General features: G+C 52.8%; 14 protein-coding genes. 13 read left to right on the forward strand and 1 reads right to left on the reverse strand.

Annotated features, from left to right (window positions below):
- Positions 1-16: 16 nt before the first annotated feature.
- From HH215_RS33955 to HH215_RS33995, 9 genes are all read left to right on the forward strand, one after another.
- Positions 17-937 (forward strand): ABC transporter substrate-binding protein, encoded by a 921-nt coding sequence (locus HH215_RS33955; protein WP_169283944.1) that lies wholly within the window; start codon positions 17-19, stop codon positions 935-937.
- Positions 938-950: 13 nt separating this feature from the next.
- The gene (locus HH215_RS33960; RefSeq protein ID WP_169283945.1) at positions 951-2,393 is read left to right on the forward strand and encodes an NAD-dependent succinate-semialdehyde dehydrogenase; all 1,443 of its coding nucleotides are present in this window, start codon (positions 951-953) and stop codon (positions 2,391-2,393) included.
- Positions 2,394-2,408: 15 nt separating this feature from the next.
- Positions 2,409-3,362, forward strand: a complete 954-nt coding sequence (locus HH215_RS33965) for an ABC transporter ATP-binding protein (protein ID WP_169283946.1) — start codon at positions 2,409-2,411, stop codon at positions 3,360-3,362.
- Between the two features lie 6 nt (positions 3,363-3,368).
- Positions 3,369-4,766 (forward strand): lyase family protein, encoded by a 1,398-nt coding sequence (locus HH215_RS33970; RefSeq protein WP_169283947.1) that lies wholly within the window; start codon positions 3,369-3,371, stop codon positions 4,764-4,766.
- Positions 4,702-6,192 (forward strand): aldehyde dehydrogenase family protein, encoded by a 1,491-nt coding sequence (locus HH215_RS33975; RefSeq protein WP_169283948.1) that lies wholly within the window; start codon positions 4,702-4,704, stop codon positions 6,190-6,192. Before HH215_RS33970 ends, HH215_RS33975 begins: the two co-directional genes overlap by 65 nt.
- 19 nt (positions 6,193-6,211) lie before the next feature.
- Positions 6,212-7,330, forward strand: coding sequence for a Zn-dependent alcohol dehydrogenase (locus tag HH215_RS33980; protein WP_169283949.1), 1,119 nt, complete (start codon positions 6,212-6,214; stop codon positions 7,328-7,330).
- Between the two features lie 2 nt (positions 7,331-7,332).
- Positions 7,333-8,502, forward strand: coding sequence for an iron-containing alcohol dehydrogenase (locus HH215_RS33985; protein WP_169283950.1), 1,170 nt, complete (start codon positions 7,333-7,335; stop codon positions 8,500-8,502).
- A gap of 855 nt (positions 8,503-9,357) precedes the next feature.
- A complete protein-coding gene (locus tag HH215_RS33990; protein WP_254450303.1) occupies positions 9,358-9,864 on the forward strand; it encodes a DUF2179 domain-containing protein in 507 nt (168 codons plus the stop codon).
- 24 nt (positions 9,865-9,888) lie between these two features.
- Positions 9,889-11,319: an NAD-dependent malic enzyme gene (locus HH215_RS33995; protein WP_169283952.1), complete on the forward strand. Its 1,431-nt coding sequence runs from the start codon at positions 9,889-9,891 to the stop codon at positions 11,317-11,319.
- A 33-nt stretch (positions 11,320-11,352) separates the two neighbouring features.
- On the opposite strand, the gene HH215_RS34000 is transcribed toward HH215_RS33995, so the two are convergent.
- Positions 11,353-12,186, reverse strand: coding sequence for a sugar phosphate isomerase/epimerase family protein (locus HH215_RS34000; RefSeq protein WP_169283953.1), 834 nt, complete (start codon positions 12,184-12,186; stop codon positions 11,353-11,355).
- A 207-nt stretch (positions 12,187-12,393) separates the two neighbouring features.
- Between HH215_RS34000 and HH215_RS34005 the strand changes: the two genes are divergently transcribed.
- The 4 genes from HH215_RS34005 (at position 12,394) to HH215_RS34020 (ending at position 17,208) form a co-directional block, all read left to right on the forward strand.
- Positions 12,394-13,434 carry a LacI family DNA-binding transcriptional regulator gene (locus HH215_RS34005; RefSeq protein ID WP_169283954.1) on the forward strand — a complete coding sequence of 347 codons (1,041 nt, stop codon included), beginning with the start codon at positions 12,394-12,396 and terminating at the stop codon, positions 13,432-13,434.
- Between the two features lie 159 nt (positions 13,435-13,593).
- Positions 13,594-15,264, forward strand: coding sequence for an extracellular solute-binding protein (locus HH215_RS34010; RefSeq protein ID WP_169283955.1), 1,671 nt, complete (start codon positions 13,594-13,596; stop codon positions 15,262-15,264).
- Between the two features lie 113 nt (positions 15,265-15,377).
- Positions 15,378-16,295, forward strand: a complete 918-nt coding sequence (locus HH215_RS34015; protein ID WP_169283956.1) for an ABC transporter permease — start codon at positions 15,378-15,380, stop codon at positions 16,293-16,295.
- A 13-nt stretch (positions 16,296-16,308) separates the two neighbouring features.
- Positions 16,309-17,208, forward strand: a complete 900-nt coding sequence (locus HH215_RS34020) for a carbohydrate ABC transporter permease (protein ID WP_169283957.1) — start codon at positions 16,309-16,311, stop codon at positions 17,206-17,208.

Below are 17,208 nucleotides of genomic sequence, written 5' to 3' on the forward strand. Positions count from 1 at the left end.
AAGGGAGAGGTTATCAATGAAAAAACGTCCATGGTTATCCCTGCTTGTCATTACGGCGCTTGCAACGTCGCTCGCCGCTTGCGGTAACGACAAAGGCGGCAAGTCCGACCTGAAAATCACGGTCGGCTCGAAAGACAACACCGAGAATCACCTGATCGGAGAAATGTATGCGCTTATTTTGGAAGACATGGGGATCGACGTGAAGCGCCAACTAAGTCTTGGCGGAACGGCTCCGACGTTCGAAGCGCTCAAGAAAGGCGATCTCGACATTTATCCGGAATATACGGGCACCGGGCTTGGCGTCATGCTGGAGCAGAAGGAGCCGGAGAAGGATTCGGCCAAGGCGCTCGAGAAAGTGCGCGAAGGGTTCAAAAAATGGAACATGGAATGGCTCGATCCGGCTTCCGAGAACGCCACTTACGGCTTCGCCATGAAAAAAGAAACGGCTGAAAAATACGGAATCAAGACGTACACCGATCTGGCGAAAAACAGCAAAGAGCTCGTTCTCTCTTATCCGCAGGAATTCGACGTTCGCGAAGACGGCTTGCCGGGCTTGCAGAAAATATTCGCCGATCAAGGCGGTTTCGCCTTCAAAAAGCAATTCCAGATCGACTACAGCCTTCGTTATAAACCGCTTGAGAACAATGAATCCGACGTAACGGTATCCGTTGGAACGGATGGACAAATCGCGGGCATGGGGCTGCAATTGCTGCAAGACGACGTCGGTTTCTTCCCGGTATACAACGTTGCGCCTCTCATTCGCAAAGAAAAGCTGGATGCCGAGCCTAAAATCAAGGAGAAGCTGAACGCGTTGGCGCCTCTATTGACGGATGCCGCCGTTCAAACGATGAACTGGAAAGTCGACGGTCCGGACAAAGCGGAAATCGAAGACGTGGCGAAACAATTCCTGATCGACAACAAACTCATCGCGGAGTAACCCGGAGGCTAATATGACAGAGATCAGAAACCAGCTGTTCATTAACGGCGATTGGACCGAGGCTCGTTCGAGCCTTCGGTCCGCTCTTTTCAATCCGGCGACGGGCGAGCAAATTACGACCGTTCCCGTCGGCGGCGCAGAAGATGCCAAGGCGGCAATCGAAGCGGCTTACGGGGCTTTTCCCGGTTGGTCGCGAACTTCAGCGGAAGAGCGTTCCGTCTACTTGCGCCGGATTTACGATTTGATCGTGGCGAACGCGGATCGCTTGGCCGAAATCATGACGCTCGAGCAAGGCAAACCGGTGAAGGAGGCGAAGGGCGAAGTGCTGTGGGGCGCGGATTTCTTCCTCTGGTATTCGGAAGAAGCGAAGCGGATCAACGGGGAGATCATCCCGTCCTCGCGGACGACCCAGCGCATTCTCGTGCAGCGCCAACCGATCGGAGTCGTGGCGGCGATTACGCCGTGGAACTTCCCTTCCTCGATGATTACGCGCAAAGTCGCGCCGGCTCTCGCGGCGGGCTGTACCGTCGTCGTCAAGCCGGCTCCGGAGACGCCTTTGTCGGCGATCGCGCTGTTCGAGATTTTCGAGCAAGTCGGATTGCCCGCGGGAGTCGCCAATATCGTCGTCGGGAACGCGCAAGAGATCGGTCGGGAGTTGCTCGACAACGACAAGGTACGCAAGATCAGCTTCACCGGCTCGACGCCGGTCGGCAAGTATTTGTTGGAGCAATCGGCGAAGCAGGTCAAGAAAGTGTCTCTCGAGCTAGGAGGCCATGCGCCGTTTATCGTGTTCGCGGATGCCGATCTGGAAGCGGCGGCGGAAGGATTGCTCTACAACAAATTCCAGAACAACGGGCAAACGTGCATTTGCGCGAACCGGATTTTCGTTCACGAGTCCATCGAAGCCGAATTCACGGAGCTGTTCGCGAAGAAGCTCAAGAGCATCACGGTGGGCAACGGAATGAAAGACGTGAATGTCGGTCCGCTGATTCACGACCGGGCGTTGGCCAAGGTCCATGGACATGTGCAGGATGCCGTAGCCAAAGGAGCAAAAATCGTCGCGGGCGGCGAGAAGCTGTCCGGCGGCGAATACGATAACGGTTCCTATTATGCACCTACTTTGCTATCGGGCGTAACGTCGGAAATGGACGTATTCCGGGAGGAAACTTTCGGGCCTGTCGCTCCGTTCATTGCTTTCCGGACGGAAGAAGAAGCGATCCGCATGGCTAACGATACGCCGTTCGGTCTCGCCTCTTACATCTACACCCGAGACTTGGCAACGACGATGCGGGTAGCCGATAAGCTCGAATACGGCATGGTCGGCATAAACGAGTCCGCGCTCGGCTACGTGCAAGCGCCGTTCGGCGGCATTAAGCAGAGCGGAATGGGCCGCGAGGGCGGGCAGCATGGCGTAGACGATTTTCTGGAGTACAAATATTTGAATTTGAATTTCTGATAAGGGGGAATCGGCATGGGCATTGTTTTCAAAAACGTAGTGAAGCAGTATCCGAACACCGCTTCCCCGGCGGTGGACAACGTCTCGCTCGACATCCGCGAAGGCGAATTCATCGTCTTCCTCGGCCCTTCGGGGTGCGGCAAGACAACGTTGCTCAAGATGGTGAACAAGCTTTACGATACGACGTCCGGAACGATCGAGATCGACGGTGTCGATATCCGCAAAGTCCAGACGGAGCAGCTTCGCAGAGGGATCGGTTACGTCATCCAGCAGAACGGTTTGTTCCCGCATATGACGATCGAATCGAATATCGCGGTCGTTCCAAGGCTTCTCAAATGGGACGAAGCGAAGATCGATCAACGTATAGACGAACTGCTCGAGATGGTGCATTTGGATCCGAAAATCTACCGTAAAAGGCGTCCGAGCCAGTTGTCCGGCGGACAGCAGCAACGCGTCGGCATTGCCCGCGCCATGGCGGCCGCGCCGAAAATCCTGCTCATGGACGAACCGTTCGGCGCGATCGACGCCATTACGCGCACGAGCTTGCAGGATGAGCTTCATCGGATACAGCGGCTATTGAAGAAAACGATTTTGTTCGTCACGCACGACGTGGACGAAGCGCTTCGGTTGGCGGACCGAATTATCATCATGCAAGCCGGCAAAGTCGTTCAATTCGCCACTCCGTACGAGATCGTGACGAATCCGGCCAACGATTTCATCCGCCAGCTTGTCGGGGAGAAGGACGTCTATCGCAAGATGGGTTTTCTGCGGGTCGAGGACGTATACGCTTCGGGAGAGCGGGAGACCGCTGCGGGTTCGAGCGGCGGAGTCGCGTTAACGGACGATTTGAAGCTGGTGTTCAACCGGATGGTGGAAGAGCAGGTTCGAGAATATCCGGTCGTCGATACGAACAATCGCCGTGTCGGGACAGTGACGATGGATACCATCCTGACGAAATTGGCGAACTAGGGAGAGATGATGTTGTCACGGTTCGAAGAGGATGCTTTCGGGAGAGTCGAGCTGCCGGATGAAGCCTTATATGGAGTTCAAACGCTGCGAAGCGTAGAGAACTTATCTTTCTCCGGTCGGACTATCGCGGATTATCCGGATTACGTCGCCGCGCTAGCCGAAGTCAAACAATCGGCAGCCAGAGCGAACGAACGGGCGGGCCATCTGACGCGGTCGATAACCCAAGCGATCGAAGAAGCTTGCGAGGAAATTAAGCAAGGCTGCCATCGCGATCAATTTATCGTCGATCCCTATCACGGGGGAGGAAGCATCGGCAGCAACATGAACATGAACGAGGTCGTCGCCAATCTGGCGAACGAGATCCTAGGCGGACAACCGGGCGACTACAAGCCGGTGCATCCGGCCGATCACGTCAACGCCTCGCAATCGACGTCGGACGCCTGCCATACGGCTTTACGAATCTCCGTCGTCAGGAGCGGAACGAGACTGGTCGCGGAATTGAAACGGCTTGTTGAATCGATAGAGCTTCAAAGCGCCGGGCTCATGCGGGTTCCGACCATTACGAGAACCTGTCTGCAGGACGGCATGCAAGATACGCTCGGAACGATGTTCGCTGGATACGCTCATGGATTGCGCCGTAGAATGGGGCAACTGAGCGCAGCCGTGAATTCGTTGCATGCGGTTAACTTGGGCGGCACCGTGATCGGGTCGGGCGTCGGAGCTTCCGATGGTTACCGCGCCCGCATCATGGATGCCTTAAACGAGGTGACCGGCTTAACGCTCCGCCATCGCGACAATCTGTACGACGCGGCGCAGAACATGGACGATCTGGCGGCGGTATCGTCCGAGCTTCAGCTTCTTTCGGGATTGCTAATTAAGATCGCGAAGGATTTCCGATTGCTGTCGTCCGGCCCGGATGCGGGTTTCGGGGAGCTTAGATTGCCGGCCGTGCAGGCGGGTTCGTCGTTTTTCCCGGGCAAGATTAACCCCGTCGTTCCGGAAACGCTGATCCAGTGTTGTTTCCAAGTCATCGGGCTAGATAGATCCGTTCAAGCCTCGCTCGAGCATGGGGAGCTTAACTTGAATGTCTGGGAAGGGCTCGCGGGCTTTAACGTGCTGGATATGATGAGCATGTTGGAGCGGGCGATCGGGAAATTCACGGACAGATGCGTCAGCGGCATCGAAGCGGACGCGGACAGATGCCGCGAGCTATCTCGAACGTTTATCCCCGCGGTCGTCGCGCTTAAGGAGAAATACGGTTACTCGCAGGTCGGGCAATGGCTGAAGATGAGATCGAAGGAACAGATTCGAGCAGCATACGAAAGAGAGGTAGAGCAAAATGAAAGCTCCCCAACTGGAATGGGCGGCCGAATGGCTGAAGGAAACGAAAACCCTCTATATTAACGGATCATGGATATCCGGAACTTCCGGCAAAACGATAGAAACGATCAATCCCGCGACCGGGAAAACGATAGGCGGCTTTACCGGCGCTTCCAAGGAAGATATCGACTCGGCGGTTCGAGCGGCGAGAGCCGCATTCGAGGCGGGCGAGTGGAGAGAGATGTCCCGTAAGGAAAGGGGCAAAAGGCTGCATCGGATATCGGCGCTCATTCGCGAACATCAAGCCGAGCTTGCGACTCTCGAGGCGTTGGACAACGGCAAACTTTACAAAGAAGCCTACAAAGACGACGTGGAGGAATCCGCCGATCTTTTCGAATATTACGCAGGTTGGACCGACAAGTATTACGGGGAAGTCAACCCGGTGGAAGGCAATTTCACGAGTTGGACGACCCGTGATCCGGTCGGCGTCTGCGGCCAGATCGTCCCGTGGAATTTCCCGATCGACATGGCCGTATGGAAGCTTGCTCCCGCGCTCGCCATGGGCAACACGGTGCTGCTCAAGCCGTCTAGCGTGACGTCGTTATCGGCGATACGCTTGTTCGAGATCATTCACGAATCGGGAGTGTTGCCGCCGGGAGTCGTTAATCTCATTCTGGGCGAAGGGCGCATCGGCACCCATATTACGACGCATATGGATATCGACAAGGTTTCGTTCACGGGCAGCACGCAAGTCGGGAAGAAGCTCGTCCACGATTCGGCGGATTCGAATTTGAAAACGGTCACGCTGGAGCTCGGCGGCAAATCGCCGAATATTATTTTCGCGGACGCTCCGGATTTGGACGCTGCCATCGAGCGCTCCTTCTACGGCTTGTTCACCCACAAAGGGGAAAAATGCAGCGCGCCGACTCGCCTAATTGTTCAACGTCCGGTTTACGAACGGGTCGTGGACGAGATCGCGAAATATGCCGACGGTTACAAGTGCGGAGATCCGTTCGATCCGGAGAGCGACCAAGGGCCGCAAGTGTCGCAAGCCCATATGGAAAGCATTCTCCGTTACATCGAGATCGGCAAGGAGCAAGGCGCTCGCATAGTGGCGGGCGGTAGTCGCGATACGGAAGGAACGAACGCGGAAGGCTTCTACGTTCGCCCGACGATCTTCGCGGACGTGTCCAACGACATGACGATCGCGCAGGAGGAAATTTTCGGTCCGGTATTGTGCGTGATCCCGTTCGATACGGAAGAGGAAGCGATTCGGATCGCTAACGACTCGATCTACGGATTGGCGGCGGGTTTATGGACGAACGACGTGGCGCGCGCGCACCGGGTGGCGAAGAAGCTCGAAGCCGGCCAAGTGTTCGTTAACCGTTACGGTTGTTATGACTTCGCCAGTCCGTTCGGCGGATTTAAGCAATCCGGTTGGGGCAAGGAATACGCCATTCACAGCCTGGCATCGTACACGAAAATGAAGGCGATCTGGATAGCCCATTGAGGCAGGGGGAACGGGGAAAATGAACATGTTAGCGGCGGTAATGAAAGGAATCGATCAACCGCTTTCGATAGAGACGGTAGAGCTTGCCGCGCCTAAAGCCGGCGAGGTGCTCGTTAAGGTGCTTGCGACGGGCGTATGCCATAGCGATCTTAACGCGATGGAAGACGAAACGACGCCCGTCCCGACGATTCTCGGTCACGAAGGGGCCGGAATCGTCATGGAGGTCGGCCCGAACGTGAGGACGGTGAAGGTTGGAGACAAAGTGGCTCTGAGCTGGGTTCCGTTCTGCGGCACTTGCGAATTTTGCCAGACGGGGCAAGTAAACTTGTGCGAATCCGCTTTCGGCCCGATGTTCGCCGGTACGCTGCTGGACGGGACATCGAGACTTAGCCTGAACGGCGCCCGAATCTATCACAATTCCCTGTTAAGCACGTTCGCGGAATATACGGTCGTGCCGGAGATGAGCTGCGTCAAAATTCCGGAAGAGATGCCGATGGCTCAGGCGTCTCTCATCGGTTGCGGAGTAGCGACCGGCTACGGAGCGGCCGTAAGGGCCGCGCAGGTGAAGCCCGGTTCTACGGTAGCCGTATTCGGCATCGGCGGCGTCGGGGTGAACGCGATCCAAGGCGCGCGGATCGCGGGAGCTAGCCGCATTATCGCTTGCGATCTTAAGGCGCAAAACCTCGAGATCGCCAAGAAATTCGGCGCGACGGACGTCGTCAACGTAGGCGAAGTCGACGCTGCGGAAGCGCTCAAGGAACTGACCGGCGGCTTCGGCGTCCATTACGCGATCGATTGCTCGGGAAATACGATGGCTTCCCAATCGGCATGGAAAGGGACGCGCAAAGGCGGAACGACGGTCGTCGTCGGCGCCTTTAACCCGAAGAAGGAGCTTTCGCTTCCGGCCGGGGGATTTCATCGCGTCGGCAAAATCCTGAAAGGAAGCTTCTACGGTGACGTTCACCCGTTTCGCGACTTCCCGATCATCGCCCAGTTATATTTAGACGGCAAGTTCCAGCTTGACGAGTTGGTGTTGGATCGGATTTCGCTTCAAGACATCAACAAAGCGGTAGATGCTTTCCATGATCCCTGCTGCGTGAACGTCGGGCGGACGGTCGTTGAATTCGGAGGTGTTTAACAGTGAGCGAATTCGATTTTCAAACGCGTACCCGCGTCGTATACGGCGTCGGACGTTCCAAGCAGATCGCGGAAGATGTTCGTAACGTTAGCGGAGGGGATCGCGCCGTTCTGATCACGGATCCGGGGTTGGTCAAAGTAGGCGTCGCGGACGAGATCATGTCCGCGCTGCGTTCCCATGGCATAGAAGTGACACTGTTCTCCGACGTGCAGAGCGATCCGACGAGCGCGTCCATCGACGAAGCGTCGGCCGTTATCCGGGCGTCGGCTGCACCTTGCGTCATCGGTTTGGGAGGAGGTTCGGCGATGGACGTCGCCAAGCTTGCTTCGCTGGTGGCGGGCGCCGAGCATCCGACGGATCATTATGCGCTTATGGCCAATCCGTTCTCGCCAAAGCGGACGAAGACGATCATGATCCCCACCACATCGGGGACCGGGGCGGAGATGACGAGCACGGTCGTCTTCTCGAACAAGGAAAAGCGCAAAGTATGGGGCTGGGATTACGAGCTCTCGCCGGATCTCGCCATCCTCGATCCGACGCTTACCGTCGCCTTGCCGCCCCATTTGACCGCCGCGACCGGATTGGATGCGCTCGTTCACGCGCTGGAGGCGGTTGCCGGCAAACGCGGCAACGCCATGATTCAGGCCGTCGGCCTGCAAGCGATCCGGATGATTTCGGGCAGCTTGCTGCGCGCGGTTCGCAATCCCGCGGATCTGGAAGCGCGAGGACAATTAAGCATCGGCTCGATGCTGGCGGGCATGGCGATCGAGCAAGGCGGCACGGGCATCGCCCATTGCATCGGCCATGCGCTTGGCACTTTGGCTCGCGTTCATCACGGGAGAGCGGTAGCGATCGCGCTCTACCATACGTACGAATGGAACATAGAAGGAAACGAGCCGATCCATGCGGAAATCGCCAGAGCTATGGGAGCAGTGGAGAGGTTATCCTCTCCGATCGAAGAGCAAGCTCGAGCCGGATCGGCTTTCTATCGCGGTTTGGTAGAGCAATCGGGAATGCAGCTGTCTTTGGCAGCGGAAGGGTTATCTCCGGCGGATGCGCAGCGCCTGGCGGAAACGATGGCTTCCGGAGAGAACGCTCCTATGCGCAATAACAATTGCCGTTATGCCGCGGATAATGATCTAGCCCGCTTTGCGGGACAATTGCTGGGGTGAGCCCGAGCGCGGAAGGCGTTGATGTTCATTCGTCAACGCCTTCCGCGAAACTGAAATTTGAGCGATAGATCAGACCTGCATGGGTGCAGCCGGAGAATGGGGCAATTCTCGCAATTTTAGGGTTGGAAACTCTAACGGAAACCACGAAGCTGTCTATTAACTGGGGATAACCTGATTCACACTCCGCGTCAAATCGATTTTTGTTTGAGGTCAGCCGTCTCTTAATAAGAAAATCGCTATCAATTGATCTGGCAGCCACTTTTAAATAGACAGCAATATAGAATCCGTCACCTTCTATAGCAAGACAGGCTCAAAATCGAAATCAGTGCTTGTCCATTATTGTTAAGTACCTTATCTTCATCGGATGGTGGGTATGGGAGAGTTGGTGCACAGGATAGAGTGCTCTGAGGGGTCAAATTGGTCGGATACCGAGGGGGAGTGAGCTGTAAGTCGCTGAATTCCTGGCACTATAGCCCCATCCGTGTCCGGAGTCAGCGCTATAGCGTTACTCTTTGGCACTATAGCCCCATCCGTGCCCGGAGTCAGCGCTATATCGTTACTTTTTGGCACTATAGCCCCATCCGTGCCCGGAGTCAGCGCTATATCGTTACTTTTTGGCACTATAGCCCCATCCGTGCTTGAGAGCGTACTCAGAGTAATGTAATGGATTCATTTTTGCCATCTATATAGGATAGATCCTTGATCCGAAATGAGTTATAAACATTAAATCGACAGCCTCGTGGGCTCCATTAGAATTATGAAATTACTTCGTAAGCGATTGCCCTGCGTTCACCCGCCATCCCTATGGATGGCGGTAGCTGTTTATGCTTGTCAGACGAGGCTAGGGGGTGCGGAATGACGGTCATTCTTTCCATAATGGCTTTGCAGATTACGTACGTAAGCATGCTGTCCATCCGTTTCATCCTAATGGTGAAAGGCGTCCGTTACGTCGCCTCGATGATGAGCGCCGTCGAGATCGGCATCTACGTTATCGGTTTTAAGCTTGTGTTGGACAATCTGGACAACCCTTTGAACTTGGTTATTTATTGTTTAAGCTACGGGGCGGGTGTGTTACTTGGCATTAAGATCGAGGAACGGCTGGCTATCGGGTATATTACGGTGCAAATCACGACCAAGGAACAATACGGAGAGCTCGCTACCTTGCTAAGGGAGCAAGGGTACGGGGTGACCCGTTGGGCGGGAGATGGAAGAGAAGGACCGCGATGGGTACACAACGTCGTCCTGCCCCGCAAGCACCAAAATAATTTATACGAGCAGGTGCTGGCGGTAGATCCGAGCTGTTTTATCGTCAGCTACGAGCCCAAAGCGTTTCACGGAGGGTTCCTGACAAGGCGTATGTAACATGCATGGAAGAGGGGGATGGAGATGGGACAGAAGCAGCAAAAAGACTTGGGCGGCAACAGCGTCATCATTCGTCTGGAAATACGAGGAGATCGGATGAATTTCGGGCTCGTCGCTAATATCGTATCCAGTCTCGGCGGGGATATTATCGCGATAGATACGATCCATATCGGTAATGACAGCAGCATACGGGACATGACGGTTAACGTCGCGGACGCGACGGCCGTCATTCTGATTACGGATGCCATTGGCAAAATCCCGGGCATTCGCGTCGTCAATACGTCGGACCGAACGTTCCTGCTCCATCTGGGCGGAAAAATCGAAGTGACGCCGAAGGTGACGATTCAGAACCGCGACGATTTATCGCGCGTATATACGCCGGACGTTGCGCGGGTGTGCGCCGCTATTCAAGAGGATCCGATCAAGGCATTCTCCTTGACGATCAAGCGAAATACAGTTGCGGTGATCTCCGATGGCACCGCCGTTCTAGGGCTAGGGAACATCGGCTCGAGGGCGGCGATGCCGGTCATGGAAGGGAAGGCTATGCTGTTCAAGCAGTTCGCCGGCGTCGATGCGTTCCCGATCTGCTTGGACACGGTCGATACGGAGGAGATCATCCGTACCGTCAAGGCCATATCTCCGGCGTTCGGCGGCATTAATCTGGAGGACATCGCTTCTCCGCGCTGTTTCGAGATCGAGGAACGTCTGCGCGAGGAGCTCGATATTCCCGTTTTCCATGACGATCAGCATGGAACGGCCGTCGTTACTTACGCGGGTTTGATCAACGCGCTGAAAGTCGCGGGCAAATCGCTCTCCGAAGCAACGGTCGTCGTCTGCGGCATCGGAGCGGCAGGGGTGGCGATCAGCAAGATTCTGTTATCCGCCGGGGTTATGGAATTGATCGGCGTCGACAAGGAAGGCATTCTCGTGCAGGGAGAAGATTACGCGAATCCGATCAAGACGAGCTATGCCGGTTATACGAACCCGAATCGCAGAACGGGAACCCTCAGGGATGCCATTAAGGGCGCGGACGTGTTCATCGGCGTTTCCGCGGGAGGGATGTTAATCCGGGAGGATGTCATGGAGATGGCCTCTCAGCCGATCGTGTTCGCGATGGCCAATCCGCATCCGGAAATATTGCCGGGCGATATCGACGATATCGTTGCGGTAGCGGCCACCGGGCGATCGGATTATCCGAACCAGATCAATAACGTGCTCTGTTTTCCCGGCATCTTCCGGGCGGCGCTCGATTGCCGGGCATCCGCGATCAACGAAGAGATGAAGCTTGCCGCATCGGAAGCGATCGCTTCCGTCATCGCCGACGACAAGCTAAGCAAACACTACATCGTTCCGAGCGTCTTCGACCAATCGGTCGTGGAACGAATACGGGATCGCGTCATCCGCGCGGCGATCGACAGCGGCGTGGCGCGAAGAATTCCTAAGGAGTATAGGTGACCGGAGGCCAGATGCCTCGTAGCGTATCGTCCATCACAATGGAATATGAAGTTCCGAAGCGGTTTTTCTGATGTAATCGGATGCCCGTCGATAATCTTCGTTGGTCGGCAAATGTTCGATGATGAGAGCAATATCGGGGTGCAGCTTGTTTAATTCTGTCAGGAAAGTTCTATAATCCAGATTCCCTTGACCGGGTATAACCTCATCGAGATGAACGGTTAATTGCCCCTTCAATAGAATGTCCTTTGCGTGGCAGTTTCGTATATATGGACCAAGCTTTTGAAAAAAATCACGAATCATGTCGCTATTTCGGTAATAAAGCCGAGGGCTGCAGATGATGTTTACCGGATCGAAGTGTACGCCAAACCCTTTCCTGTCGATGGCCTTTAACAACGAAAGGTAGGAGTCCGAAGAATCGGGGAACACCCACGGCATCATTTCCAACGCAAATGTCGTGCGCTCCGGTTTTACGGCATCGATGATTTCCCGCGTGGTTTCGACAATGAGTTCGAACGTTTCGTTACTGAAGTTGTCCGGATCCGGGCCGTCCCATTGTTCGCCTCGCGAACCGGCGATATTGACGCAGCATTGAGCGCCAATCCGCTCGGCAAGTTCAAGCCTGTTGATACAGTAGTTTATGGCTTTGCGTCTTGCGTCTTCATTCTTGCTTATCGGATTGCTCCATGCGCCGACCTCGGAGATCAAGATATCGTTTTGCTTCGCCGCCTTCAAATAATCGTCAAGTTGATCGATGTCCTCATCTCCGCTTATGGGGCAGGTTGTTGCGCGAAAACCTGCCCTCTTGAGCGCATCCGCCCAATTCTCCGGATTCTTTTGATCCAAAAATACCTGACCGCCAAGCCTCATGCTGATCTCATCCTTTGCCCATTGTTTTTAGCGAACGGATTATTCCTATTGTGCAAGTATATCATAAACACGCGTTTATGATATAATGGCTTTCTGATGCGAACAAAAAAAATTTGATTTTTACTGGAAATAAAAGATTGACAGCGCTTTGAATCGCTTTGTATTATGAGTACATAAACGCGCGTTTACGAAAGAGGTTAAACATCATTGAAAAACTCAAAAATGAAAAGCGAGGAGATAGCCCGGATTGCCGGGGTATCCAGAAGTACGGTCAGCAGGGTTATCAATAATTATTCGAACGTTCCGGCTGAAACGCGTGACAAAGTCATGAAAGTGATTCGAGATTACAATTACTTCCCGTCTGTGTCTGCTCAAGTGCTTGCAGGTAAACCAGTGCGCACGCTCGGGCTCTTTCTCATCGAACCCGGCAACGTTTCCAGCGATAGCCTGACGAATATGTTGCTCGTAAGCGTTATAGAGAATGCATCCGAACTCGGCTACTACATCTTGACCAACATCATTCGAGACATCACAAATACGGATACCGTATCAAGCGTAAAAGAAATGTTTATCCAAAACAGGATTGACGGCGGCATCTTTATTGGCGCAGCAATCAGAGAACCGCTTATCGACGAGTTGACGGCAGAAGGATACATAGTCGGCGTTTTTGATCAAAGGCAGTTGGAATATTCTCAGCCTAACCGAATCGTTGCCAATTTTAATAATGATTCGGGCATGAAACAGTCTTTGGCGTATTTGACGGGACTAGGCCACACTAGGATCGGTGTCATCAATGGGGATATGAAACGTCTGTCCGGTCAAACGAAATACGAAGGTTTCCAAAAAGCAATGAGAATGTGCAATTTGGATATAAATCCGGACTGGGTGTTGCCGGGCGATTTTCATGAAAGAGGCGGCTACGTTGCGATGAATACGCTTTTGAACAAAACAAGCGACCTGCCTACAGCAATTATCGCAGCCAACGACAGCGTAGCTTTCGGTGCAATACGCGCAATTAAGGAACACGGGATGAATGTGCCGGAGGATATGTCCATCATCGGTTTCGACGATCATTTACTAAGTGAAAAGTACCATCCGGCTCTTACCACAATTCGTATCGATTTCAATGAGATGCTGCGGAAACTGACCACTGACGTGATCGTTAAGATCGAAAAGGGTACAACGGATGTTATTGAAATCACGATTGAATGCAGTTTGATTGTCAGGGACTCGTGCAGAAGGATTTAAGTTTTAATGCCTGAACCCGCGTAATCATTAAGCTTAGGCGGTTTCAGGTTCCTTCTAGCGAAAAATAAACGCGCGTTTATGGGGCGTGATTTAGGGAGAGGGGGGATGCGCCTGTCGTCCGTAGCTTAACAGTAGCAAAAATAAGGGAGGAAAAAGTACATGAGAAAGATGAAACCCAGAAGAGGTTTATTTCTCGCTCTAACGGCTATACTGATGGTTTTTTATATTGGCGCTTGTGCAAACGCTTCCAATGATTCCGGAAACCCAACCGTTGAAGCTACGACATCCCCCGGAAATTCCGCCAATGAACCGATTTCGATGTCGTGGGCTGTCCAAACTGCGGCAGCGTCAAAACTTCTGGATGGGGATACTTGGGAAAATAATCGTTGGAGCCGACTGATCAAAGAGAAATTAAACATCGACCTCAAGGTTGCCTTCTCAGCGGATAGCAGCACCGACGCGTACAAAAACAAGCTCAACGCCATCATAGCGTCAGGCGACTTGCCGGATGTATTCAAAACCCAAGACTCCAATGTGTTTTTGCAGTTAGCGGAAAACGGACAACTAGCGGATCTCACGGATGCCTTTAACAAATACGCATCCGACTCGCTTAAGGAATACCAGAAAAGATTCGCGGATTCGTTCAAAGGTGCCACGATAGACGGCAAGCTTTACGCCATCCCGCGCATGAACGACAACTTCCATGAGGCGCCATTCCTCTGGATACGTGAAGATTGGCTCAAGAACACGAATTCTCAGCCCCCGAAAACGATCGAGGAAATGGTCGCTCTCGCAGAGAAGTTCGCTACCGGCGATCCTGACGGTAACGGCGTAAACGGCGACACCTACGGACTTGCCCTCAATAAGGACCTCATCAGGCAAAACCACGGCAGCATTCTCGGTTTGGTGTCCGCATTTGCCGTTCCCGGACGTGATGAAAGCATGTTCTACCGCGACGAGAATGGCAAAATGACGTTTGCTTGGATTCAGCCGAACATGAAAGAAGCGCTAGCTCTTTTGGCGGATATGTACAAGAAAGGCCTCATCAACAAGGAATTTACCGCCAAAAACGAATCCGCATTGATCGAAGACATTACGAGCGGCAAGATTGGTATGGCTTACGGAAGCAACTGGGGCACATGGTACCCTTACAATAACGTTTACAAAAAGGATGGCGTTATCGTACATCCGTATGCCATCCCTACCAAGTCGGGTTACGATTACAAAATGGGTATCGAGAGCAACGCGGTAGGCCAGATGACGATGGTCAGTGCGAAATATAAACATCCCGAAGCGGTCATCAAGATTCTCAATCTGTACGATCAGACCGTCAATTATTCAACGAAAGAAGACTATTTGAAATACTGGGCGGACGAGCAGTACAGACTCTCTCCGATCTATATCGATCAACCGGGCGAAGTATACGCTGCCGATTTGCTGAAAGCTATCGATAAAGGCTCCTCAGACGGGCTCGCTCCAGCCGCAAAGCCGCTCTATGATTATATTAAGGGGTTTGAGGATGGCTCTCTTAAAAATGACGACAATGCCTTCGGTACCTGGGGCCAAATGTCTAAATCAGGCTCCTTGCCGATTGTATTGAACAAATACATTCCCGATAACGCGATCGTTCAGAGCATACTCGGCATCGAAAGACCAGAAGCATGGCTGACTAACGTTTCTTCGTTGGATACGCTCACGATCACAACCTTTACCAATATTATTATCGGTGCAAAGCCGGTAGATGAATTCGACAGCTTCGTGAAGAAATGGCTGCAGGCGGGAGGCCAGCAGACTCTCGACGAACTTGACAAAATGTATCCCAAAGAGTAAGTCTCAATCTCGTACATGGATTGCGGCGGGTTTATTCCCGTCGCGGTTCATTCCGTGCTTTCGTCTCCTTATCTATTCGAACTGCTAAATCATTCACGGGTGGTGGGAACCTAATGTTTGCAGGTTTGGAGCGCAAAGATAAGCTTATGAGAGAGCTTCCGTTGTATTTCATGTTACTTCCTGCGGTCGTACTCGTGGCCATATACAGCTATGGCTCGATGGCTGGCGTTGTGATCGCATTCCAAAAATTCATTCCGGCTAAAGGGCTGTTTGGACAACAACAATGGGTAGGTTTCCGAAACTTCGAAACATTGTTTTCCATGCCTAATATAGGGTCGGTTGTTAAAAATACGGTCATCATTGCGATTTCAAAGATGATTGCAGGCGTTATCACTCCGGTCGCGTTCGCGCTGCTGCTCAACGAAGTCAGGAGTCTGTTGACCAAGCGCATTTTCCAGACGATGGTGTATTTGCCGCACTTCCTGTCATGGGTTATCTTATCGGGTATCCTTATCAACCTATTGTCGCCAAGCGAGGGGATCGTAAATCTTCTTCTTTCCAAAATTGGAATGGAGCCGATTTTCTTTCTTGGCGACCCGGATGTGTTTCCGGCTACGATGGTGGCGACCGATATCTGGAAAACTTTCGGGTTCGCATCGGTTATTTACCTTGCCGCGCTTACAAGCATAGACCCCTCGCTATATGAAGCCGCGGTTATCGATGGCGCAAACCGTTGGCGGCAAACTTGGCATATTACCTTGCCTGGCATTTCATCAATCGTCGTGCTAATGAGCGTATTGGGTTTAGCCAATATTCTGAACGGCGGTTTCGATCAGATTTACAATATGTACAGCCCAGTCGTCTATTCCACCGGTGATATATTGGATACCTTTGTGTTCCGGCTGGGCATCGAACAGGCTCAGTATGCGCTTTCAACGGCAGCCGGCCTGTTTAAATCAGGCGTTTCGTTGATTTTTATCGTGGTATCTTATTACTTAGCTGACAAATTAACAGGATATAGAGTCTTCTAGGGAGGATCGGACAATGAGAATCAAATCTTCGACCTCGCGCAAAATATTCCTAGTAAGCAATACGATATTTCTTCTCCTTGTTGCATTTGTATGCATAGCGCCGTTTATAAACCTGCTGGCCGTATCTTTTTCCGATAAGACTGCCGTCGCCGCGGGAGAGGTTACTTTTTTTCCGGTAGGCTTTACTACCATCTCGTACCAATTCATTACGAATACTTCCAAATTTTTGGTGTCCGTGTTGGTCTCGCTGCAGCGGACGGCCATCGGAGTGCCTATCAATCTGCTGCTCATCATTCTGACAGCTTATCCGCTCTCTAAATCTAGAGAGGATTTTAGGGCGCGCAATATTTTCTCCTGGTTCTTTGTCGTGACTTTGCTTTTCAATGCAGGATTGATCCCTACCTATATGGTGGTGAAGACGACCGGGCTGATCGACTCCATTTGGTCGCTTATTTTGCCGGGCGCGATCCCGATTTTCAGCATGTTGGTCGTAATGAACTATATGCGCAGCTTGCCAAAGGAATTGTTGGAAGCGGCGTATATCGACGGAGCCAATCATCTGCAGACTCTGATCCGGGTCGTTTTGCCGGTTTCGGCTCCCACGATAGCAACAGTAACGTTATTTTCGTTCGTGGATCATTGGAATAGCTGGTTCGATGGCATGATTTACATGAACGCCATTCAAAACTATCCTTTGCAGACATACCTGCAAACCGTTGTCGTGAATCCAGAGGAATTTATGCGCAACAACACGGATCTCAGCGGCAATTTATCTAAATATCTCTCTATGGTCAGCGCCCGAACAACAGGCGCGGCTCAAATGTTCTTGGCGATCATACCGATTCTGATCATCTATCCTTTTCTGCAAAAATATTTTACGACCGGGCTTGTGATGGGAAGCGTGAAGGAATGA

Source organism: Cohnella herbarum (assembly GCF_012849095.1).
GTDB lineage: Bacteria > Bacillota > Bacilli > Paenibacillales > Paenibacillaceae > Cohnella > Cohnella herbarum.